The sequence below is a fragment of the Steroidobacter sp. genome, from assembly GCF_036406195.1.
Lineage (GTDB): Bacteria > Pseudomonadota > Gammaproteobacteria > Steroidobacterales > Steroidobacteraceae > Steroidobacter.
In genome coordinates, this window is the sequence record NZ_DASWVW010000048.1 from 119,749 (window position 1) to 142,317 (window position 22,569).

Here is a 22,569-nt window from a genome sequence, read left to right on the forward strand (position 1 = left end):
ATCGCAGTCCCCCTCGGGACTGCCTGGTGCGGACTCGCTCGCAAAGTCGCGGGATTCTAGCGTAAAGCGCCAGCCTGCTTCGGCCGCTTGTGTTGCCTGAATCGCTACTCTAAAAAGCGTTCCATGATACTGGACCTGCACCCCGACCTCAGGATCGAGAAGCGCCGCTTTGGCCGCGAAGGGGCGGTGCTGCTGGTGATCGACAATTTCGTCGCCGAGCCCGAGCGGCTGGTCAAGAAGGCGCTGCTGGCGCCGTTCAGCTCGGGCGGCCGTTTCTACCCGGGCATCCGGGCCAAGGCGCCGCCTTCCTACGAGCACTTCCTGACGACCCGATTGCAACCGCTGCTGGCCGAGCACTTCGGTGTGCCGAGCTGCCCCCTGCGCCTGTCGATGTGTCACTACTCCCTGGTCACCACGCCGGCGGCACAACTCGCCCTGATGCAACGCATTCCCCATGTGGATTCGTTGGCGCGCGACGGCTTCGCCACGGTGCACTACTTGTTCAAGGGGAAGCATGGCGGCACGGCCTTCTACCGGCACCGGGCCACGGGCTACGAAAGCCTGGACGAGCTGCGCGGGCCCGAATATTTCCGTGTGCTGGAAGCCGAAAGCAGCGGGCCGAACAGTCCCGCCGCGGGCTACATCAATGGCGACACCGAGCTGTTCGAGCAGATTGCCAGCGCCGACGGCGTGTTCAATCGCATGCTCGTGTACCGTCGCAACTCCTTACATTCGGGCTCGATCGACCGCTCGTTCATCCCGGACGCCAATCCTCTCACCGGCCGGTTGTCCATCAACAGTTTCATCGATGCGGTTTGAACGGCTTCCATAATCTCGATTAGAAGCTCGACGAGCGTGCTGCGATGATGCGCGCTCTTCACGGAAATACCCCGCGATCTATTCTCAGTCGCGACCGCTTGCCCCTGCCGCAGGCCTCCACTCGCTTCCTGTGTCCACAGGACGCTGCGACTGTCGAGAAATTCACGGGATGACCTTGGCCTCAAGGCCCATCAATACAGATATGACAGACGGATGACGAGGAATCTTGACATCACTTTCGGTCTTCACTATTTTGACCGAGATTCAGTATATGATGACACGTACTGAATAATATTCAGTCGTTCCAATGCTCGATCAGGTCGGCTGAATGGTTCGTCAAGACACACAACGACAGGGGGATGACCCTCGATGCCGCCTGAAATATCCGCGCTCAGGACCGGCCGCACGCCGTCCGTTCCCACGGAGGACCTGGCTGAAAGGCGCTGCTATGACGACCGGAACGTTCGTTTGAGCCAATGGTTCGAAGCATGGCGCGGTGCAATGCGTCGCTGGCTGTCGAGCCGATCATCGATACAACCGGCCGATCTCGACGACGTGGCGCAGGAGGTGTTCCTCCGTCTCATTCGCTACAGCGACGACGCCCTGGTCGAGTATCCGCAGAGCTATTTGTTTCGTATCGCCACCAATGTCGTCAACGAATGGCACGAGCGCGCCAGGAACAAGTTGCCGCACGACGATGCGGGCCTCGAAGCACTACAAGAAGAATCTCACCGCGAACCGGAGAATTTCACCGAGCGTACTCTGGTGAACTCGCACGTCCGTGAGGCCGTGGATCGCTTGCCGCCGCGCCAGCGCGCGGTGCTGTTGTTGCACATCAATGACGAGCTCACTTACAAACAGATCGCGGTCAAGCTCAAACTGAGCCCCCGCATCGTGAGACGCGACATTGCGAATGCATACATGCAACTACGTTGCGACCTGCATTCGGTGCATCAGGTGGGCCATTCTCAACAAGAGCTGCGCGCGCGCACCGTCGCGTGACGCGGTTGAGTCGAGCTGGATCGAGCCGAGGTGAGTCGAAGTGAGGAAATTGGGCGCGAGGGGCCGATGAGACGCCTCTCGCGCCGGGGCGGTCGACGCGTTCAGTTATTGACGGTCCCGTCGCTGTTCATTCTGTCGCGATCCTTCACCGGACCCCGCATGCGAGACAGGTAGTCCGCGACGGCGGTGGCCTCTTCCGTGTCCAAGCTGTCCAGGTAGCGCACGAAATCCGCATCGACATTGAGCCGATGCCACGACGCGATGCTGCGCATCTGGCGCACCAGGTAGGAGTAGTGCTGGTCGCGCACCGAAGGAATGAAGCCGTCATCATCCCCTCGCCCGTCTTCTTCGTGACAGGACGCGCATTGGTCCTGAAAGATGGCTTCACCCAGCTCCAACCCCCGGCCATCGCCAGTCTGGGGGAAGCTGGTCCGCGGCAGAGAATTCAGATAGCCGGAGAGGTCCGCCCACGCCTGCTCGTTCGACAATTCCCGGCGCGACACCACCCCGTGCATGTCACGACTGGCGCGCTCCTGCTCGCTGAAGTCGGCGAGTTGCTTGACGAGATAGGCGCGCCGCTGTCCGGCAAGCGATGGAATCACCTTCTCCGCACTGCCCAGCGCCTGCGGACCGTGACATTGAACGCAGTGTTTCTCGTAGAGTTTCTTGCCCTGCTTGACGTTCTGATCGAGCTGCAACGCGTTGCGTACTTTCTCATCGACCGTGAGCGGCGAAGCGCCGGCAACGCCGACCGCGAGCGAACCCACGACGCTCGCAATAATCACCGACATCGGAATACCCATTACGGAGCCCACCAGCCTCTTATTCGACGCGCAGTCTCGACCAGCGTGTACCCGCGTGGCCACCGGTGGATCCCACTAACCCACCCGCAAAATCCGCGTGGCCTCGGGGGTACACCCGGGTTGGAGATCACCTTGAAATGGTGGGTCGGCTGGGACTCGAACCCAGGACCAATGGATTAAAAGTCCAGTGCTCTACCAACTGAGCTACCGACCCACGGCAGGAAGCGATCAGGCCCGGGGGGGCCTGATGGGGCGCGCATCATACCGAAACTGCTGGCGAAGTTCACCGAAAATACCGTGTCGGGTCCGCCACACCGGCGGCTCGAAAGCCCTCGCGCCGCAGGCGGCAGGCATCGCAGCTGCCACAGGCCCGGCCGCTGTCGTCGGCCTGGTAGCAGGACACTGTCAGTGAATAGTCCACGCCCAGCGAGATACCGCGCTGGATGATCTGCGCCTTGGTCAGGTCGATCAGCGGCGTCACGATCTTGAACGCCACGGTGCCCTCCACCCCGGCTTTGGTTGCGAGGTTCGCGACTCGCTCGAACGCGGCAACGAACGCGGGCCGGCAATCCGGATAGCCCGAGTAATCGATCGCGTTCACGCCGATGAAAATGCGCGGCGCCTGCAGAACCTCGGCCCAGCCCAGGGCAAACGACAACATCACGGTGTTGCGCGCCGGAACGTAGGTCACGGGGATTCCGACCTGGGGCGATTCAGGTACGGCGATGCTTGCGTCCGTGAGTGCGGAGCCGCCGATGCCGCCCAGATCCACGCGCAGCGTGCGATGCTCGACGACACCCAGAGACTGCGCCACGCGCCTGGCCGCTTCGAGCTCGGCGCGATGGCGTTGACCATAATCGACGCTCAGCGCGTAGCACTCGCTGCCCTGTTCCCGGGCGATGGCAAGCACGGTGGCGGAATCCAGGCCACCGGATAACAGCACGACTGCGCGATTATCTGGCATGTTGATCGAGCTCTCTTACGTCCATGCCTGGTAGAGCATTGGACTCTTAATCCAGTGATCGTGGGATACGCCGGCTATTTACCAGGCGTGTCGCCCCACAAGACTTTGTGCAGCTGAATCTGCAGACGCACCGGCAGGCGCTCGTCGAGCACCCACTCCGCGAGCTGCCGCGGCTGCACCTGGCCATAGCTGGGGCTGAACAACACCATGCATCGTTCATGCAGGCGTCGCTCGCGAACGAAATCGCGCGCCCATTCGAAATCAGCGCGGCTGCACAGGACGAACTTCACTTGCTCGTCCGGTCGCAGCACATCGAGATTCTCGTAACGGTTACGAGCAGCCTCGCCGCTGCCGGGTGTCTTGACGTCGACTACGCGCGTGACGCGTGCATCTACCTTCGACACATCGATCGCGCCGCTGCTCTCGAGCGAAACGCTATAGGCAGCATCGCAAAGTCGCTGCAGCAGCGGGAAGCATCCCTTCTGTGCCAGCGGCTCGCCGCCCGTCACGCACACATGGCGTGTGTTGAACGAAGCCACGCGTTCCAGCACCTGCTCGATCGAAAACCACTCGCCGCCATGGAATGCGTAAGCGGTATCACAATACTGACACCGCAACGGACAACCGGTGAGCCGCACGAACACCGTGGGCCAACCGACGCTGTCGGCCTCGCCTTGGATCGATAGAAAGATCTCGGTGAGCTTGACGCGCGCACTGCCGCTTGCGACGGCCGCGGAATCGACAGGGATTGAGTCAGCGATGTTCATGACAGGACCGATCGAACCGCAAGGCGGCGGTTAGCGGTTAGCGGTTGGCGGTTGGTAAAAGCGTCCGACCGCGGCTCTGGACTAACCGCTAACCGCTCTCCGGGCGTCACTACCCTTCGGCTTACCTGCCCTCGGTATCCAGTTTCGCCAGTCGTTGGCTGGCGAGGCGGGCCGCGGTGGTATCGCCGTAACGCTGCACGACCTGGTTGAGCGCCGAGCGCGCTTCACTCCAGTTCTTCAGCTCGTAGTTGCAATAGCCGATCTTCAATAGCGCGTCCGGAACCTTGCGCGAATCGGGATATTTCTCCAAGACGGTGCGAAAGTCGCGCAGCGCATCGGGATATTGCCTGGTCACATAGTGCGCCTCGCCCAGCCAGTACTGCGCATTGTCCGCCAGCGCACTGTTCGGGAACGTGGTGAGGAAGTTCTTGAAGGCGCTGATGGCTTGCGGATATTTCGCATCCTTCAGCAGATCGAACGCCGCCTGATAGTTGGCTCGATCGTCCCCCGAGGGAAGTGGCAGGCCACCCACCGCCGGTGACGCACCCGCCGCTGCCGCGGCACCTGGATTGCCTTCGAGCGCCGACAGCCGGCGATCCACGTCGCCATACATCTCGCGCGTCTGCGTCTGACTCTGGGTGACCTGGTGTTGCAGCTCATCGACCTGACCGCGCAGCACGCGCGCTTCCGCCTGTGCCGCCTCGATCCGTTGCGACAGATCGAGCAGACTTTGATTGGCGAGCACACGCTCCAGTCGCAGCAGACGGCTGTCGAGCTCGGAGAGTTTCTGTACCACGGGATCGGCTTCCGGTGGCGTCGTGACGCAGCCGGACAGCAGCGCGACCGCGGTGCTGAGCAGACCGGCGCGAACCACTGTGGTGTTTGTGAAAGGGTGCTTGATCATCGACGGGATCATCGACCGTATACCAGCTCGACCCGACGGTTCTTGGAGTATGCCGACTCGTCACTGCCCTGCACGGCTGGACGCTCTTCGCCATAACTCACGGTGGTGATCTGATTCTCGGTCACGCCCTGGAGCATCAGCGCGCGACGCACGGCCTGCGCACGGCGCTCGCCCAGACCGATGTTGTATTCGCGCGAGCCACGCTCATCTGAATGACCTTCGAGGCGCACCTTGGCCTGCGAGTTGCCGTTCAGGTATTTCGCGTGGGCCGCCACCACCGGCACGAACTCCGGCTTGATCTCGGCGCGGTCGTAATCGAAGTACACGATCACGCCGGCGGCCTTGGCGGCCTGCAGGGCCTGCTGGTCGGCGGACAGCGCAGTGCCGCTGACCGAGCCGCTGCTCGCGCCTTCGGTGCTGGTCGTCGGCCCGGCCGGCTCGGAGGTATTCTGCGCCTCCGGCAGGGGCTTGTTGCCACCACAAGCGGCCAGCATCAGGCCAGTCGCCACGATCAGCATCAGCTGCGCTGCACGCATCTACATCTCCTGAATTTGGTTGTTACTACGACCGGCGGAGCTGCTGAAAAATCCGCAAGGTCGCCGTTCACAGATCAAAACTGCGCGAATTCTGCCACAACTTCGGTCCTGAACAGCGTCCGGAGGGACTTTTCGGCACCTTTTTGAACCTTCCAGCAACTATTTCGCGCCTCAACGCTGCGGGAACGGCGCCCACACCGGTTCGCGCACTTCGCCAGCGGTACCGGTCAGCCGCTCCTCGGTACGGCCATCGACCGACACCGTCGCCAGGACGCCACGCCCCCTCTCCTGCGTCGCGTAGATCAGCGTGGCGCCATTCGGCGCAAAGCTCGGGCTCTCGTCCTGCCGGCCCTGTGACAGCACCTGCAGGCCCTTCGACGCCAGGTCGATGATGGCGATCCGGTAATTGCCATTCTGCTGGTGTACGACGGCGAGTTGCTTGCCGTCGGGCGAAACGCGCGGCCGGGCGTTGTAATTGCCCTCGAAGCTGATGCGCGTGGCGCGATTCGGGTTGGCCACGTCGGTCTCGTAAATCTGCGGGCCACCCGCGCGGTCCGACATGAAATACAGCTTCTTGCCGTCCGCGGACCAGCTCGGTTCGGTGTCGATGCCGGGATCGAACGTCATGCGCGTCAGCACCTGCGAAGTCAGATTGAGCGTATAGACATCCACGTCGCCATCCTTGCGTGACAAGGTCAGCGCCAATGTCTGACCGTCCGGGGACCATGCCGGCGCCCCGTTGATGCCGGCACGTGCGGACACACGCCGGCGTTCGCCAGTGCGCAATGTCTGCACGTAGATCGCCGATGCCTTGCTCTCGAAAGAAACATACGCGAGGCTCTGGCCGTCGGGCGACCAGGCCGGCGACATCAAGGGCTCTTCCGAGGTGGCGATCACCTGCGGATTCTCGCCATCGTAGTCCGCCACGATCAGCTTGTAGCGCTGTTTCGGCGGCGTGCCCTCCACATTGATGAATGCGACACGCGTCGAGAACGCGCCACGCACGCCTGTCAGCTGTTCGAAAATGATGTCCGAGATGCGGTGCGCGAGCGCTCGCATGGAATTGGCGCTGGCGGTCAGGCGCTGGCCGGCCAGACGCTGGCCCGTGAGCACGTTGTACAGCTCGAACTGAGCCGCGAAGCCGGCCCCTTCCGGCATCAGCTTGCCGACCGTGATGAAATCCGTCTTGAGATAACGCCAGTCCTGGAAACGGATCTGGTCGCCTTGCGTGGGCCGGTCGATCATGGCCTTGCGATCCAGCGGCTCGAAGCGGCCGCTGCGCCGCAGATCGGCGGCGACGACTTCGGCCACGTCGAACGGCGCCGCACCGCTGGCTTCCCAGCCGAATGGCACGATGGCGATGGGCACTGCGTCCTCGGCGGATTTGGTGATCTCGATGACCAGTTGTGCGTTGGCCGCGGCGGCGAACCACGACAGCGCGAAGCAGACGAGAACGGCAAAGGTTTTTTTCATCAGTCACGGCTCCTTGGAGCGAAATCGGGAGCGAAATCGGCCAGCCACGCGCTAGTTGGCCGGCATGAAAATGAAGGCCAGGTTCGGGTCGAACAGCCGCGGATTGCCCGGCAGCGGCAGCGGCGACGCGCCGAATACCGCAGCCTCGATCGACTGGCGAACGGCACTATCGCCATTGCAGGTTCCGACCTGCACCGACAGCACGACGCCGGCCGGGGTCTGCCTCACGCGCACTTCACATCGCAGACCCTCTCTGGCCGACAGCGGACGTTTCCAGCGACGTTCTACGGCCTGAGCAATCATGGCCTTGTACTGTGCCGCTTCCGGCGAGCCAAGGGCAGCCGCGTTGGCCTCCTCTTCGGCCAGCTGACGCGCCAGCTCCGACTCGGCAGCCTGCTGTCGGCGCGCCTCCTCGGCGGCTCGACGGCGCTCGGCCTCTTCCTTTTGCCGGCGCTGGATTTCGGCTACTCGCTTGGCTTCTTCCTCGGCCTGACGTTTCCTCTCGGCTTCGGCAGCGGCGCGTTTCTTCTCCGCCTCCTGCCGTTCGCGCAATTGCTTCTCTTCCGCCAGCCGCCGTTGCTCGGCCTCCTGGCGTTGTTTCAATTCGAGCTGACGCGCCTGCTCGGCCTGTTGTTCCGCTTCCCGCCGCGCAGTTTGTTCCTTTTGTTTGCGAGCGGCTTCCTCTTGTTCGCGGCGCTGCTGTTCGGCTACCTGCTCGCGTTCGCGCTGCGCCTGGGCCTCACGCTGCTGCTGTTGGATGCGCTCGCGCTCACGGCGCTGTTGCTGCTGCCGGCTTGGCTGGTTGAGCGAGGCCGGATCGACGATGACCGCCTGGATCGCCAGCTGCACCGGCGGCGCGTTGCGCTGCATGTTCAGCATGGTCAAGCCAAAAATGCCCGCGAACAGGGCGTGCAACAGCAATGCGCCGAGAAAGTACTGCCAGTGTTGCTTGATGAAATCGACCATGAGGTCTGCGCAAACCTAGCGGCGCTTCTTCTCGTTGCGCGCTTGCGCCGGATCAGTAATGAAGCCGACCTTCTCGGCGCCCGCTTCCTGCAGCAGCACCATGCCGGCGACCACGCTGCCGTAGGGAACATTGGTGTCGGCCTTCACCAGCACCGGCGTTTGCGGCTCTCGCCCCAGCACCGCCGCCACGCGCTCGACCACCACGTCCTCGCCGATCGGGCTCTCCTCGTTGGAGCCGATGTTCAAGTAATACTGGCCCGAGGCATCGACGCTCAGAATCAGCGGCTGATGCTGCCGCATCAACTCTTCCGGCAACGGCTCGGCGCCCGCCTTCGGCAAGTCCACCTTGATGCCTTGAGTGAGCATGGGTGCAGTGATCATGAAGATGATCAGCAGCACCAGCATCACGTCGATGTAGGGAACGACATTGATCTCGGCCACGAGTTTCTTGCCCCGCCGGGCATTCATCGGGCTCATCCGTGCGCCTCGGCACCGACACCGCGTTGCGACTCACGAGGAGCCGTCGCATGCCGTTGCAAGATGGTGGAGAGCTCTTCGACGAACGTGTCGTAGCGCACTTCCACGCGGCTGACCTGATCCGCGTAACGGTTGTATGCGACCACGGCGGGAATGGCGGCGAACAAACCCATGGCCGTCGCGATCAGCGCCTCGGTGATGCCGGGCGCGACCATCGCCAGCGTCGCCTGTTGCACGTTCCCCAGACCGTGGAACGCATTCATGATGCCCCAGACGGTGCCGAACAGTCCGATGTACGGGCTGGTGGAACCGATCGTGGCCAGCATGGACAAGCCCAGCTCCAGCCGGTCGCTCTCCCGCAGCAGCGCCACTCGCATGCCACGGCGCGCGCCTTCGATCAGCTGTGCCGAGGCGATGCCGCCCTGCTGGCGCAAGCGCGAGAACTCGCGAAAGCCCTGCTCGAAAATGGCTTCCATGCCTTTGGTGACACGGCGGCTCTGATCGATGGAACGGAACATGGCGGTGAGATCGCCGCCCGACCAGAACGTATCCTCGAAGCGGTCGGCATCGGCCCGCGCGCGATTCAGCTCGGCGCGTTTGCGCAGCATGATGGACCAGGACACCAGCGAAGCCAGCAGCAGCAGACCCATCACGATCTGCACCACGATGCTGGCGTTGAGCACCAGCTCCAGAGGATTCAGGTTCTGAGACATCATTCGCGATCACTCCGCATGAGTTCTTTTGGCAGGGCCGTCGGACGCAAGTTCACTGCATCGAGGCAGGCCACGCGCACCTTGCCTTCGACCAGCACCTCGCCCTGCAGGCCGCCGCGATAAACCTGTTGTCGAAACGTGAGACTGGCGCGCCGGCGCCCGACGATCGTGCACGTGACCAGCAGCTCGTCGCCATAACGCGCCGGCTGTCGATACTGCGCTTCGATATCAACCACCACGAACATCAACCCATGCTGCTCCTTCAACGGCAGCTGCTCGATGCCGGCGGCGCGCAGCCATTCGGTGCGCGCGCGTTCCATGAACTTCAGATAATTCGCGTAGTACACGATGCCGCCGGCATCGGTGTCTTCCCAATAGATGCGCACCGGCCAGGTGAACGGTGCCTCGGTCGATGCAACATGGACCGGGTGGGTCATTGAGCTGGCCGCCATTGCCTCGCTTACTCTCCGAACAGCTCGCCGGTGCCCGGCCGCTCGGGCAACTTCAGGCCGAAATGTTGATAGGCCAGGCGGGTGGCGACTCGGCCGCGGGCGGTGCGCATGATGAAACCTTGCTGGATCAAATACGGCTCGATCACGTCCTCGATGGTGCCGCGTTCCTCGCCCAGTGCCGCCGACAGGCTTTCCACGCCCACTGGACCGCCGTCGAATTTCTCGATGATGGTCAGCAGCAGCTTGCGGTCCATGAGATCGAAACCCAGCGGATCCACGTCCAGCAGATCCAATGCTGCCTGGGCGACTTCATCGGTGATCCGCCCGCCGGCACGCACTTCGGCATAGTCACGCACGCGCCGGAGCAATCGATTGGCGATTCGCGGAGTTCCGCGTGAGCGCTGAGCGATGCGTGCCGCACCGGCCGGGTCTGCCGGCACACCCAGCAAACCCGCCGAGCGCGTGACGATGCGGGTCAGCTCGGCGTGATCGTAGAACTCCAGGCGCTGCACGATGCCGAATCGATCGCGCAACGGCGAAGTCAGCAGGCCGGCCCGCGTGGTGGCGCCAATCAAGGTGAACGGCGGCAGATCGAGCTTGATGGAGCGCGCCCCCGGTCCTTCGCCGATCATGATGTCGAGTTGAAAGTCCTCCATCGCCGGATACAGGATCTCCTCGACCACCGGGCTCAAGCGATGGATCTCGTCGACGAACAGCACGTCGTTGGCCTGCAGGTTGGTGAGCAGCGCGGCCAGGTCGCCGGCGCGCTCGATCACCGGTCCCGACGTCTGCCGCAGGTTCACGCCCAACTCGTTGGCCACGATGTTGGCCAGCGTGGTCTTGCCCAAGCCGGGCGGACCGAAAATCAACACGTGATCGAGCGCTTCATGGCGGTTGCGCGCCGCCTGGATGAAGATTTCCATCTGCGTCTTGACCGCCGACTGACCGACGTAGTCGGCCAGCTTCTTCGGCCGCACGGCGCGGTCGAAGGCAGCTTCATCGCCCTGGGAGGCGGCGGAAACGATGCGGTCCTGCTCGATCATGCGTCACATATATTACCGGCTGGGATCATCGGCTCGCGGCAGCCTGCAGCGCGCGGCGAATGATTTCTTCGGTGGTCTGCACCGACGCATCCACCGCCTTCAGCAAGCGCGTCACTTCGGCCGGCTTGTAACCCAGCGCCACCAGCGCACTGAATGCTTCGGCCTGTGGCCCGACCGTGGCCTCCGCGGTTCCGCCCGTAGGCAACACCGCCAGGCCAGTGTCGCCAAATCCCTTCACCCGGTCGCGCATCTCGACCACCAGGCGTTCGGCGGTCTTGCGGCCTACGCCCGGCGTGCGCACCAGCGTGTCGACGTCCTGTGACTCGATACACATCAGAAAGGCATCGACCGTCATGCCCGATAACAGGGCGAGCGCCAGCTTCGGCCCCACGTTGGAGACTTTCAGCAATTCACGAAACAACCGCCGCTCCCGCTCGGTGCCGAAGCCGAACAGGACGTGCGCATCCTCTCGCACCACCAGGTGCGTAAACAAATGAACGTCCGACCCCGTGGCGGGCAGGCCATAGAAGGTGGACATGGGTGCTTCCACTTCGTAGCCGACGCCGCCCACGTCGATCACCAGCTGCGGCGGCTGCTTGGCGGTCAGGCGACCGCGGAGAAAACCGATCATCGGGCCCCGCCAGCTGCGAGCTGGTGCAACTGGCCGCTGAGACCGCGTGAATGCGCATGACAGAGCGCAATGGCCAGCGCATCGGCCGCATCGGCGCCCATTCGACCGCTCAGATTCAACAAACGTCGCACCATCAGCTGTACTTGTTCCTTCTGCGCCCCACCGGTGCCCACCACGGCCAGCTTCACCTCGCGCGGCGCGTACTCAAAAACACGAGGACGCACGGCAAAAGTCGCACTCAGCGCCGCGCCCCGGGCCTGACCCAGTTTCAAGGCACTATCGGCATTGCGATGCATGAACACGCGTTCGATGGCCACCTCGTCGGGCTGGTATTCGTTGGCCAGTCGATCCACGCCGGCAAAAATTTCCTGCAATCGATCCGCCAGCGAGGCGCCGCGGGCCCGGATGGAGCCGCTCACCACATAGGTGACGCGCGGCCCGGTCTCGATCACGGCGTAGCCCGTGCACAGCGAACCAGGATCCAACCCCAGAATGCGCACCCGTGCCGGAGGTGTCGCCGCCGGCCGCGGCAGGCTCACGAAGGCTGCGGAAGAAGCCTTGGCCAGCTCGCTCCGGCTGCGAGACTGACCGTCCCGCTGGGCGGGGCTCCGGGCGAGATTGAGCTCAGCGAGACTTTTCGGGCGCCTGTGTCTGCGCAAGGACCCTCCGCTTGTATCAGATCAGCACAGACCGGCGGGAACAGGCCGCAGGTTCAGGCATTCGAAGCCGGTATGATACCGGCAACGGCTACAAACGACACGATTCCATGCCTTCCGTCGACGTCGCTGCATCTGACACCGAGCAGACCTCGAACGCCCGCCGCCGGGCGCGCGAGCTGCTGACGAAGCTGGCCGAAACGATCGGCGACGGCAAGCCGCAGGCTGCGCCGGCGCTGGCGCGCGCGCAGGCCATCGGCGACATCCTGGTCGGTCTGACCGACGACGACGACATCCTCGGCGGTGCCTTGCTCCTGCCCCTGCTCGAGGCCGACGTGATCACGCCCGAGCAGGCGATCGCGACCGTCAATGCTTCCGCCACTCGGCTGGCGACCGAGTTGCAACGGTTGGGCTCGTTGAACATCAGCATGCCCACCAGCAAGGCGGGCGGACGCGCTGGACCGTCGCTGTCGGGCAACCAGGCCGAGGGCCTGCGCAAGATGCTGCTCGCCATCGTCACGGATCCGCGCCTGGTGCTCGTCAAGCTCGCGGATCAACTGCAGCGGCTGCGCGATTGCAAGGACGGCCCCGCCGAAGAACGCGAGCGGCTGGCGTATGAAACGCGCGAGGTCTATGCCCCGCTCGCCAATCGCCTCGGCGTGTGGCAACTCAAGTGGGAGCTGGAAGATTTGAGCTTCCGCTATCTCGATCCGGAGAATTACAAACGTATCGCCGGCTGGCTGGCCGCCAAGCGCACCGATCGCGAACGTTACATCGAGGAAGTCATCGAGATCCTGCGGCAGGAATTGCGCAAGGCCAACATCGTCGATGCCGATATCGCCGGGCGGCCGAAGCACATCTACAGCATCTGGCGCAAAATGCAGCGCAAGGGCCTGCAGTTCGAGCAGCTCTACGACGTGCGTGCGGTGCGCGTGCTGGTCAACACCATCGCCGACTGTTATGCCGTGCTCGGCGTCGTGCACGGCATGTGGCCCTACATTCCCGGCGAGTTCGACGACTACATCGCGACGCCCAAGGACAACTCGTATCGCTCGCTGCACACGGCGGTTATTGGCCCCGGCAAGCAACCGCTGGAGGTCCAGATCCGCACGCGCGAGATGCACGCTCAGGCCGAGTTGGGCGTCGCGGCCCACTGGCGATACAAGGAAGGCGCGCGCAGCAACGCCGCCTATGACCAGAAGATCGCCTGGCTGCGCCAGCTTCTCGAACCCGCAACGGCGCCCGGCGAGCGCAGCGAGGAAAGCGAAGGCGAGTTCCTCGACCGCGTGCGTTCGGAGCTGTTCGAAGATCGCGTCTACGCCATCTCCCCTCGCGGTGAAGTGATCGATCTGCCGCGAGGCGCGACGCCGCTCGACTTCGCTTATCACGTGCACACCGATCTGGGCCATCGCTGCCGAGGCGCCAAGGTCAATGGGCGCATGGTGCCGTTGAATACGGTGCTGACCAACGGCGACCAGGTGGAGATCATCACCGGCAAGCAGCTCAATCCGAGCCGCGACTGGCTGGTGCCCTCGCTCGGCTATCTGGCTTCACCCCGCAATCGCAACAAAGTTCGCGCCTATTTTCGCAAGCTCGACGAGCAGCAGAACACACAGCAGGGCCGGCAGATCCTCGAGCGAGAGTTGCAGCGCCTGGCGATCCATTCGGTGACACTGCCCGAGCTGATCAGCGAGTTCCATTTCGATAACGCCGAACAGTTGTATCGCGCCATCGGCGAGGGCGAGATCAACGTTGCCCAGATCATCGGCGCCGTGCAGCGCCGGGCCAAGCCGCAGGAATTGCCGACGCCGATCGCGCGCCGGCCGGCGGCCGAACCCAAGAAGGCGTCCGGCATCACCATCGACGGTGTGGACGACCTGTTGTCCGCCTTCGCAGGCTGCTGCAGTCCGGTGCCGCCCGAGCCGATTGCCGGCTACATCACGTTGGGGCGAGGCGTGAGCATCCATCGTGACGACTGCAGCAACTTCAAACGTCTGGCGGCAGCCAGTCCGGAGCGCGTCATTCCCGTTGAGTGGGGCTCGGGCGGCGATCGCGCGTTTCCCGTCGATGTGAATGTGAGAGCCTATGATCGGCGCGGACTATTGCGCGATATCAGCGCGGTGCTCGCAGATTCCAGGATCAACATTCACGCCATGAACACGATCACGCATGAACACGACGGCATCGCCGACATGAATCTGAAGATCACCGTGCACGACCTGGAAGAACTGTCGCGCGTGCTGGCACGCATCCAAGGGCTGCCGAATGTGCTCAGCGCACGCCGCAAGGCTTGATCGAGGCTCGACCCATGAAGCTGATCACCACTGCCCTGCTCGAAGAAATGTCGGCGAAGGCCGCCGCGAGTCCGCGGCGCCGCGCACATCACAATCTGCATTCGTCTTCGAGCGATCTCGTGCAGCGCTTCGTCGTGGTATTCCAGCAGGACTCGTACGTGCGGCCGCATCGTCATCTGACCAAGTCGGAGCTGTGCACCGTCATTCGCGGCCGCTTCGAAGTGGTGGCGTTCGATCCGGACGGCACAGTGACGGGACGCACCGTCATCGGGGAAGGCACGCCCAACCTTGCGTTCGAGCTGCCCGAGAAGACCTGGCACACCCTGCTGCCGCTGAGCGATGGCGCGGCCTTCCTGGAAGTCAAGGAAGGTCCGTATGAGCCAGGTGTCGCGGCCGAGTTCGCCGCGTGGGCGCCGGAAGAAGGCAACGCGGCCACGCCTGCCTTTCAGCAGTGGCTCAAGACGGCGCCGGTGGGTTCCCGCGCGCCCGCTTAGCGCAGCGTCGATGCCATCGCAAACACTGGGGACGTCATGCTGTTTGCGGCGTTTTCATACGCCATGACCGCAGCCCGTAGATGGCGAACACGATGACCAGCACGATCGCCAGCACGGTGAATTGATTGACGGTGACCGTTTCGTAGAACAGCCACGAGAGCAACAGGCAGGTGGTGATCGGCACCAGTGGCCCGCCGGGCGCGAGGAAGGGTTCGCCGTCGGTGCGAACATCTTTCTTCCGCAGCACATATGCGGCGACGGCGCACAGGAAATACAGGATCAGCGCCGAGAGGTTGGCGAAGATCGCCAGTTTCTCGAAGGTGCCGGACAACGCTATGCTGGCGACGATCACCCCATAGATGACGATGGCTTTGTGAGGCGTGTGGAAGCTCGGATGCACCGACGTCAGGAGCGCCGGCAGGAAATGATCGCGGCTCATCGCGAACAAGCCGCGAGGTTCGGACAGGATATTCGCGCTGAGATAGCCGAACATCGAGATGGCCGCGCCGGCGACGATGATGGCACGTCCGGTCGGGCCGACGACCGCGTTGGCGGCGCTGGCCAGTGGCGTGGTGTCATCGTTCGCGAGCGCCGTTCCCATGATGCCGAGCGCGACGAACTGAATGGCCAGATACAACAGCGTCGCCGCACCGAGCGCAAGGAACGCAGCCCGCGGCACGGTCTTGGAAGGATTCTTCACTTCGCCGCTGGGAATCAGCGAACCCTCGATGCCCGAAAAGGCGAAGATCACGATGCCTGCCGTGGCCAGCACCGTGCCCGCTGCGGGGACCTCGGTCCAGGCTAGATGGGACGGCTCGATGAAGAATACGCCAATGCCCACGAATGCCAGCAGCGGTAACAATTTGGCAACGGTGATCATCTCGATGAAGCGTGCACCGGTCTTCACACCGCGGTAGTTGATCGAGACCAGCGTGGCGACCAGCAGCACGATCACGGCGCGGTTCACCCAGATGGAGGTGCCCGGCGTCAGCGTCAGAATGGAGCGCGCCAGCAGAGTGCAAACACCGGCGGCAGCGGAAGTGCCGGTGACGACGACCAGGCAGCCGGCGACGAAACCCCACAGCGGTCCGAGCGCGGTTTCCACGTAAGCATAGGGACCGCCGGTGGCCGAGACGCGACTGCCAGCCTCGGCAAAGCACATCACCACCAAGCCGATGATGATTGCGCACGCCACATACGCAAGCGGCGCGGCGCTGCCCAACCGCAGAACCGCGAAGGCTGGCAGCACGAAGATGCCGCTGCCCACCGTGTAATTGAAGATGTTTGCCGCCAGCTGTCGTGTACCCAGCTCGCGCGACAATAGTGCATCTGGATTGCCGTTGGCGCCCACGATGTGGGGCGCCGCTGCGGGCAATGAAACGTTCTTGGTTTCGTGCATCGGGCGGAGAATAGCCGATGCGCAGGCGTGAGAGACTGACGCCGGGCCGTTCTTTATCGGTTTTTTGGAGCTGTCCCCGCCGCCGCAGTGGTTCGGCGGCGGGTGACATTGCGGTCAGGCCAGGTGTTTGATCGATCGGGGCTTCGATCGCGATCTGGCGACTCGGCCGTCAGCGATTGGGGAAGTCGATCGCGATCTTGTCCGCGTTCAACGCCGCCTCATGCACCGCCTCCGAAAGCGTCGGATGCGCATGGATGGTCCGCTGCAGGTCCTCGGTGCTGGCCGAGTATTCCATCGCCAGCACGGCTTCGGCGATCAGCTCGCCGGCCATCGGGCCAATGATGTGCACGCCCAGGATCTCGTCATCATCCTTGGCGGCCACGATCTTCACGAAGCCGGCGGTAGCTTCCATCGCGCGCGCGCGGCCGCTGGCCAGGAACGGGAACGAGCCGACCTTGTATTCGCGGCCGCTCTTCTTCACTTCCTCTTCGGTCTGGCCGACCCACGCGATCTCCGGCGCGGTGTAGATGACCGAAGGAATGGTCTTGTAATTCACTTCGGCGATCTTGCCGGCGATCAGGTCGGCGGCCATCACGCCCTCTTCCTTGCCCTTGTGCGCCAGCATCGGGCCGCGCACCACGTCGCCCACGGCCCAGACATTGGGCGCGTCGGTCTTGCAGTCATGATCGACCTTGATGAAGCCGCGCTCGTCGATCTGCACGCCGGTGCCCTCGCCCAGCAGATCCTTGGTGAACGGACGGCGGCCGATGGCGACCACGACCTTGTCGACTGCCAGGGTCTGCTCGCCCTTCGCATCGGTGTACTTGAGCGTCACGCCCTTGGCCGACTTGTCGGCGCCGCTGACCTTCGCGCCCAGGCGAATGTCCAGGCCGAGCTTTTTGAAGTGCTTGAGCGCTTCCTTCGACACGGCACCGTCAGCCGCCGGCAGGAAGGCATCGAGCGCTTCGAGCACTACGACTTCCGAGCCGAGACGGCGCCACACGCTGCCCAGCTCCAGGCCGATCACACCGGCGCCGACCACGCACAGTCGCTTGGGAACGGCGTCGAATTCCAACGCGCCCCACGAGTCGACGATCTGCTTGCCATCGAACGGCACGCTCTTCAATTCAGTGGGCGTCGAACCGGAGGCGAGGATGACGTGCCTGGCCGTCAGCTCTTCCTTCTTGCCGTCCTTGTTGGTGTATTCGACCTTGTTGCCCTTCAGCAGCTTGCCGTGACCCTGCAGGCCGGTCACGCCGGCGGCCTTGAACAGCGCGCTGATGCCCTGTGTGGAAGCTTTCACGATGCCGGCACGACGCTTCTGCATCGTCGCCACGTCGACGGAGACGTCACCCACCTTGATGCCGTGAGTGGCGAACTCGTGCTGCGCCCGGTGCACCAGCTCGGACGATTCGAGCAGCGCCTTGGAAGGGATACAGCCGGCGTTCAAGCAGGTGCCGCCGAAGGCATACGAGCCGTCCTTGTTCACCCACTCATCGATGCAGGCCACTTTGAGCTTGTTCTGGCCGGCGCGGATGGCGGCGGGATAGCCGGCGGGACCTCCGCCGATGACGATGACGTCGTATTGGGACATGAAAACTCCGAGAAGCGGTTAGCGGTTAGCGGTTGGCGGTTAGTCGGAAGCGCGGCTTTCTTCACTAACCGCCAACCGCCAACCACCAACCGCTTCTTATTAGAGCTGCAAAAGCAGGCGGGCGGGGTCTTCGAGAGCTTCCTTGATCGCCACCAGGAATTGCACCGACTCGCGGCCGTCGACGATGCGATGGTCGTAAGTGAGCGCCAGATACATCATCGGGCGGATCTTGATCTCGCCGTCGACCACCATCGGACGCTCCTGGATCTTGTGCATGCCGAGGATGGCGACCTGCGGCGGATTCAGGATGGGGGTCGACATCAGCGAGCCGAACACGCCGCCGTTGGTGATGGTGAAGGTGCCGCCGGTCAGCTCTTCCAGCGAAATCGAGCCGTCGCGAGCCTTCTTGGCATATTCGCCCACGGCGGTCTCGAGCTCGGCGAAGCTCAGCGCTTCGGCGTTACGGATGACCGGCACCATCAAGCCACGATCCGTGGAGACGGCGACGCCCACGTCGTAGAACTCGTGATACACGATGTCGTTGCCGTCGATGGAAGCATTCACCGCCGGGAACTTGCGCAGCGCTTCGATCGACGCCTTGATGAAGAACGAGCTGAAGCCCAGCTTCACGCCGTGAGCCTTTTCGAACTTGTCCTTGTAGCGGGCGCGGATTTCGTTCACGGCCGTCAGGTCGACTTCGTTGAACGTGGTCAGCATCGCAGCCGTGGACTGCGCCTGGATCAAACGTTCGGCGATACGAGCACGCAGGCGAGTCATGGGCACGCGCTGTTCGTTGCGTGAGCCAACGGCTGCCGGCAACTTCACCGCAGGAGCCTGCTTCGCGGCGGGCTTGGCTTCAGCCGGAGCCTGCTTGCCCGCGGCCAGGTGCTGAATTACATCGCCCTTGCTGACGCGGCCATCGCGGCCACTGCCGGCGATCTGCGTGGCATCGAGCTTGTGCTCCTCGACCATGCGCTTGGCGGCAGGAGCGAGCTTGCCGCCGGCCTTGCTCTCCGCGGCAGGCGCCTTCTCGGCCTTGGCTTCGGCTTTTGCGGCTGGAGCAGCGGCTGCCGCGCCCTCGCCCGCCTCGAGAATTGCGAGCACCTGGCCGCTGGTGACGGTGGCACCGTTCTCGACCTTGAGCTCCTTGATCACGCCAGAGGAAGGCGCCGGCACTTCGAGCACCACTTTGTCGGTTTCCAGATCGACCAGATTCTCGTCACGGCTGACGGCTTCACCGGGCTTCTTGTGCCAGGACACCAGCGTGGCGTCGGTAACGGACTCGGGCAGTTGCGGAACCTTGATTTCGATACTCATCACTTGATCCTGTTATTGGCCCCCGCGGCGTTACTTGTTCGCGGCCTTCAGCCGCGTGGTATGCCGGAGGGATTCCTCGGTGCTGGTAGAGCGCAGCGCGGCGTCGACCAGCGCCTGCTGTTGTTCCTGGTGCATCTGCGCGATGCCGGTGGCGGGAGCCGCCGCCGGAGCGCGGCCTGCGTACAGCAGCTGATGATCCTTGGTCAGCGACTCCTGCAGGCGATGGCGGATCTGATACCAGGCGCCCTGATTCTGCGGCTCTTCCTGGCACCAGACGATTTCCCGGGCGTTCGCGTACTTGCGGATGATGGCGGCGTACTCCTCGGCCGGGAATGGATACAACTGCTCGATGCGCACGACGGCGATGTTGCTCAGGCCGTCACCGCGGCGCGAGTCGAGCAGATCGAAATAGACCTTGCCGGAACAGAACACCACGCGCGTCACCTTGGTCGCCGCGATGTCGTCGACCTCGTCGATGACGGTGCGGAACGAGCCGTGCGTGAGATCGTCCAGCTGCGACACCGACAGCTTGTGACGCAGCAGGCTCTTGGGCGACATGATGATGAGCGGCTTGCGGAAGCTCTGCTTCATCTGCCGGCGCAGCATGTGAAACATCTGCGCCGGCGTCGAAGGCACGCACACCTGCATGTTCTGCTCGGCGCACAACTGCAGGAAGCGCTCCAGGCGCGCGGAGGAATGCTCCGGCCCCTGGCCTTCATAGCCGTGCGGCAACATCAGCGTGAGTCCGCACAGGCGGCCCCACTTGGCTTCGCCGGAGCTGATGAACTGGTCGATAATGACCTGCGCGCCGTTGGCGAAGTCGCCAAACTGCGCTTCCCAGATGTTCAGGCAGTTCGGTTCGGTGGTGGAGAAGCCGTACTCGAAGCCGAGCACCGCTTCTTCGGACAGGAACGAGTCGTAGACGTCGAAACGCGGCTGGCTCGGCGACAGGTGCTGCAGAGGACTGTAGCTCGCGCCGCTGCCCTGGTCGTGCCACACCGCGTGGCGATGGAAGAAGGTGCCGCGGCCGCTGTCCTGGCCGATCAGACGAACTTCATGGCCTTCGGTCAGCAGCGTCGCATACGCGAGATTCTCGGCGAAGCCCCAGTCGAGCGGCAGCTGGCCCGCGGTCATCTTCTCGCGATCCTGCACGATCCTGGCCACTTGTCGATGCAGCGTGAAATCCGGCGGCAAAGTCGTGAGCCTCGTCGCCAGCTCGCGCAACTGTTCGACGCGCACGCCAGTCATCACCACTTCAGTGAGATCGACGTTGTGGAACTTGGTCCAGTCGACGGTGTGCTTGTTGCCGATCAGGCCCAGCGAGCGCTTGGCCTGCGACTTGCCCTCGTCCATTTCGCGCCGGTACTCATCGACCATGGCGTCGGCGTCGGCCATGGTGATCACGTTCTCGGCGACCAGTCGCTCGGCGTAGATCTGGCGCGGCGTCTTGTGCGCGCGGATCTTCGAGTACATCACCGGCTGCGTGGCCGCCGGCTCATCCGATTCGTTGTGACCCAGGCGCCGATAGCAGACCAGGTCGATCACGACGTCCTTGTGGAACGTCATGCGGTACTCCAGCGCCAGGCGGGTGACGAACGCCACGGCTTCGACGTCATCGCCGTTCACGTGGAAGATCGGCGCCTCGATCATCTTCGCAACGTCGCTGCAGTACATGGTCGAACGGGCGTCTTCCGGCTTGGAGATGGTGAAGCCGACCTGGTTGTTGATGATGACGTGCACGGTGCCGCCGGTGTAGAAACCGCGCACCTGCGACATCTGCAATGTTTCACTCACTACGCCTTGGCCCGCGAACGCCGCGTCGCCATGAATCAGCAGCGGCAGCACCTTGTCGCCCTTGGCGTCGGAGCGGCGCTGCTGGCGAGCGCGCACCGAGCCTTCGACCACCGGGTTCACCACTTCGAGGTGCGAGGGGTTGAACGCCAGCGCCACGTGCACGTTGCCGCCCGGCGTCTTGATGTCGGTGGAGAAGCCCTTGTGGTACTTCACGTCGCCCGAGCCCTGCATGTGGTTCACGTCATAGTGACCCTCGAACTCGGAGAACAACTTCTGCGGCGCCTTGCCCACCACGTTGACCAGCACGTTGAGGCGGCCGCGGTGGGCCATGCCGATGACCATTTCCTCGATGCCGCGCAGGCCGCCCTGCTGGATCAGGTCGTCGACCATCGGAATCAGCGCGTCGCCGCCTTCCAGCGAGAAGCGCTTTTGCGCCGGATACTTGGTGGCGAGATAGCGCTCCAGGCCTTCGGCCGCGGTGAGATGACGCAGGAACGTCTTGCGCTCCTCGGTGGAATAGCGGTTGCTCACCCGCCCTTCCTGGAAGCGATTCTGCAACCAGAGCCGCTCGGTGGAGTTCGACACGTGGGCGAACTCGGCGCCGATGGTGTCGCAGTAGATGTGACGCAGCTGGGCGACGATGTCTTTCAGCTTCATGCGCTTCGGGATGGCGTCGATGCGGCTGCCGGTCAGGAACTCGGTGTCGAGGTCGGCATTGCTCAGGCCGAAGTGCGACAGCTCGAGCACCTCGGGGACCGGGCGCTTCATCAGGCCCAGCGGATCGATGTTGGCGACCAGGTGACCCCGGTTCGAATAGACCTGCACCAGGCGCGACACGGCGCCTTGCTTTGCGGCAGCGTCACTGCTCACCGCCGCGGGGGCTGCTGCCGCTGCACCGATGGAATAGGCACGTTTTGCCAGCGCCTCCCGAATCGGGCCGTGCGCGACATCGGCGGCGCCCGCCTGGCCTGCGCCATGGACCAGCCCGGTGAAGTAGTCGCGCCACTTGGGCTCGACCGACGCCGGATCGGTCAGGAACTGTTCGTAGAGGGATTCGATGTAGGGGGCGTTGCCAGCCCCGAGAGGCGTAGAGTCGAGCAAAGCTCGCAAAGAGTCGCTCATTGCGCTCGCAAGTTCCTGTTCGGACTGTAGGTGATGTGGCCCGTTCCGGGCGTGTCAGGTCGCATTGGGGGTCGTTTAGCGGGCCGGTAGTGTAGCCGAACCACACTGCAGTTGCGAAACGCGGCGTACTCACTCACCCGACTAACGCGATGGATTTCACATCCTCGCCGCTGCCCGCCCGATTTGAACCTCCGTTCAAGGCCGGTCATGCGCACGGTCACCGATAGTGCATCCGTGGTGCATGCATGCTGACTGCATGGGGGCGAGCGGCCCGAATTCATCCTTTTTATATAGAGAGTGTCGGATAGAGATTGTCGGCTTGCCCCACCCCGAACCTGTCATGAAGCTG

At 63.5% G+C, this 22,569-nt stretch carries 21 protein-coding genes and 1 tRNA gene; 4 read left to right on the forward strand and 18 right to left on the reverse strand.

The window, feature by feature from the left end:
• The first annotated feature begins 123 nt into the window (after window positions 1–123).
• Window positions 124–819 (forward strand): DUF6445 family protein, encoded by a 696-nt coding sequence (locus VGE08_RS19250; protein ID WP_331069536.1) that lies wholly within the window; start codon window positions 124–126, stop codon window positions 817–819.
• A 369-nt stretch (window positions 820–1,188) separates the two neighbouring features.
• Window positions 1,189–1,821: an RNA polymerase sigma factor gene (locus tag VGE08_RS19255; RefSeq protein ID WP_331069537.1), complete on the forward strand. Its 633-nt coding sequence runs from the start codon at window positions 1,189–1,191 to the stop codon at window positions 1,819–1,821.
• Window positions 1,822–1,922: 101 nt separating this feature from the next.
• On the opposite strand, the gene VGE08_RS19260 is transcribed toward VGE08_RS19255, so the two are convergent.
• The 14 genes from VGE08_RS19260 to ruvC all read right to left on the reverse strand — a co-directional run bounded on the left by VGE08_RS19260 (window position 1,923) and on the right by ruvC (window position 12,209).
• Window positions 1,923–2,612: a c-type cytochrome gene (locus tag VGE08_RS19260; RefSeq protein ID WP_331069538.1), complete on the reverse strand. Its 690-nt coding sequence runs from the start codon at window positions 2,610–2,612 to the stop codon at window positions 1,923–1,925.
• Window positions 2,613–2,762: 150 nt separating this feature from the next.
• Window positions 2,763–2,838: transfer RNA gene (locus VGE08_RS19265), tRNA-Lys, on the reverse strand.
• 69 nt (window positions 2,839–2,907) lie between these two features.
• On the reverse strand, window positions 2,908–3,588 hold the full coding sequence (queC, locus tag VGE08_RS19270; RefSeq protein ID WP_331069539.1) for a 7-cyano-7-deazaguanine synthase QueC: 681 nt from the start codon (window positions 3,586–3,588) through the stop codon (window positions 2,908–2,910).
• A gap of 74 nt (window positions 3,589–3,662) precedes the next feature.
• Window positions 3,663–4,355, reverse strand: coding sequence for a 7-carboxy-7-deazaguanine synthase QueE (gene queE / locus VGE08_RS19275; RefSeq protein WP_331069540.1), 693 nt, complete (start codon window positions 4,353–4,355; stop codon window positions 3,663–3,665).
• 121 nt (window positions 4,356–4,476) lie between these two features.
• The gene (gene ybgF, locus VGE08_RS19280) at window positions 4,477–5,259 is read right to left on the reverse strand and encodes a tol-pal system protein YbgF (RefSeq protein WP_331069541.1); all 783 of its coding nucleotides are present in this window, start codon (window positions 5,257–5,259) and stop codon (window positions 4,477–4,479) included.
• Between the two features lie 8 nt (window positions 5,260–5,267).
• Window positions 5,268–5,795, reverse strand: coding sequence for a peptidoglycan-associated lipoprotein Pal (pal, locus tag VGE08_RS19285; RefSeq protein ID WP_331069542.1), 528 nt, complete (start codon window positions 5,793–5,795; stop codon window positions 5,268–5,270).
• A gap of 171 nt (window positions 5,796–5,966) precedes the next feature.
• Complete coding sequence (gene tolB, locus VGE08_RS19290; protein ID WP_331069543.1) at window positions 5,967–7,268, reverse strand: Tol-Pal system beta propeller repeat protein TolB; 1,302 nt, start codon at window positions 7,266–7,268, stop codon at window positions 5,967–5,969.
• 51 nt (window positions 7,269–7,319) lie between these two features.
• The gene (tolA, locus tag VGE08_RS19295) at window positions 7,320–8,234 is read right to left on the reverse strand and encodes a cell envelope integrity protein TolA (RefSeq protein ID WP_331069544.1); all 915 of its coding nucleotides are present in this window, start codon (window positions 8,232–8,234) and stop codon (window positions 7,320–7,322) included.
• A 15-nt stretch (window positions 8,235–8,249) separates the two neighbouring features.
• The gene (tolR, locus tag VGE08_RS19300) at window positions 8,250–8,702 is read right to left on the reverse strand and encodes a protein TolR (RefSeq protein ID WP_349258747.1); all 453 of its coding nucleotides are present in this window, start codon (window positions 8,700–8,702) and stop codon (window positions 8,250–8,252) included.
• Window positions 8,703–8,707: 5 nt separating this feature from the next.
• Complete coding sequence (gene tolQ, locus VGE08_RS19305; RefSeq protein WP_349258745.1) at window positions 8,708–9,427, reverse strand: protein TolQ; 720 nt, start codon at window positions 9,425–9,427, stop codon at window positions 8,708–8,710.
• Window positions 9,424–9,876, reverse strand: a complete 453-nt coding sequence (ybgC, locus tag VGE08_RS19310; RefSeq protein WP_331069546.1) for a tol-pal system-associated acyl-CoA thioesterase — start codon at window positions 9,874–9,876, stop codon at window positions 9,424–9,426. The genes tolQ and ybgC overlap by 4 nt, the downstream gene beginning before the upstream one ends.
• A gap of 8 nt (window positions 9,877–9,884) precedes the next feature.
• Window positions 9,885–10,919, reverse strand: coding sequence for a Holliday junction branch migration DNA helicase RuvB (gene ruvB, locus VGE08_RS19315; RefSeq protein WP_331069547.1), 1,035 nt, complete (start codon window positions 10,917–10,919; stop codon window positions 9,885–9,887).
• 25 nt (window positions 10,920–10,944) lie between these two features.
• Window positions 10,945–11,550 (reverse strand): Holliday junction branch migration protein RuvA, encoded by a 606-nt coding sequence (ruvA, locus tag VGE08_RS19320; RefSeq protein ID WP_331069548.1) that lies wholly within the window; start codon window positions 11,548–11,550, stop codon window positions 10,945–10,947.
• Complete coding sequence (gene ruvC, locus VGE08_RS19325) at window positions 11,547–12,209, reverse strand: crossover junction endodeoxyribonuclease RuvC (RefSeq protein ID WP_331069549.1); 663 nt, start codon at window positions 12,207–12,209, stop codon at window positions 11,547–11,549. The genes ruvA and ruvC overlap by 4 nt, the downstream gene beginning before the upstream one ends.
• Window positions 12,210–12,316: 107 nt before the next feature.
• Here ruvC and VGE08_RS19330 point away from each other — a divergent pair, with 107 nt between their 5' ends.
• Together VGE08_RS19330 and VGE08_RS19335 are read left to right on the forward strand one after the other, a co-directional pair.
• On the forward strand, window positions 12,317–14,500 hold the full coding sequence (locus VGE08_RS19330; RefSeq protein ID WP_331069550.1) for a bifunctional (p)ppGpp synthetase/guanosine-3',5'-bis(diphosphate) 3'-pyrophosphohydrolase: 2,184 nt from the start codon (window positions 12,317–12,319) through the stop codon (window positions 14,498–14,500).
• Between the two features lie 14 nt (window positions 14,501–14,514).
• Window positions 14,515–14,994 (forward strand): WbuC family cupin fold metalloprotein, encoded by a 480-nt coding sequence (locus VGE08_RS19335; protein WP_331069551.1) that lies wholly within the window; start codon window positions 14,515–14,517, stop codon window positions 14,992–14,994.
• A gap of 34 nt (window positions 14,995–15,028) precedes the next feature.
• Here the strand turns inward: VGE08_RS19335 and VGE08_RS19340 are convergent, their stop codons facing one another.
• The 4 genes from VGE08_RS19340 to VGE08_RS19355 all read right to left on the reverse strand — a co-directional run bounded on the left by VGE08_RS19340 (window position 15,029) and on the right by VGE08_RS19355 (window position 22,220).
• Window positions 15,029–16,393: an APC family permease gene (locus VGE08_RS19340; RefSeq protein WP_331069552.1), complete on the reverse strand. Its 1,365-nt coding sequence runs from the start codon at window positions 16,391–16,393 to the stop codon at window positions 15,029–15,031.
• Window positions 16,394–16,562: 169 nt separating this feature from the next.
• Window positions 16,563–17,987 (reverse strand): dihydrolipoyl dehydrogenase, encoded by a 1,425-nt coding sequence (lpdA, locus tag VGE08_RS19345; RefSeq protein ID WP_331069553.1) that lies wholly within the window; start codon window positions 17,985–17,987, stop codon window positions 16,563–16,565.
• 99 nt (window positions 17,988–18,086) lie between these two features.
• The gene (gene odhB / locus VGE08_RS19350; protein WP_331069554.1) at window positions 18,087–19,304 is read right to left on the reverse strand and encodes a 2-oxoglutarate dehydrogenase complex dihydrolipoyllysine-residue succinyltransferase; all 1,218 of its coding nucleotides are present in this window, start codon (window positions 19,302–19,304) and stop codon (window positions 18,087–18,089) included.
• 30 nt (window positions 19,305–19,334) lie between these two features.
• Window positions 19,335–22,220 (reverse strand): 2-oxoglutarate dehydrogenase E1 component, encoded by a 2,886-nt coding sequence (locus tag VGE08_RS19355; RefSeq protein ID WP_331069555.1) that lies wholly within the window; start codon window positions 22,218–22,220, stop codon window positions 19,335–19,337.
• Window positions 22,221–22,569: the final 349 nt, after the last annotated feature.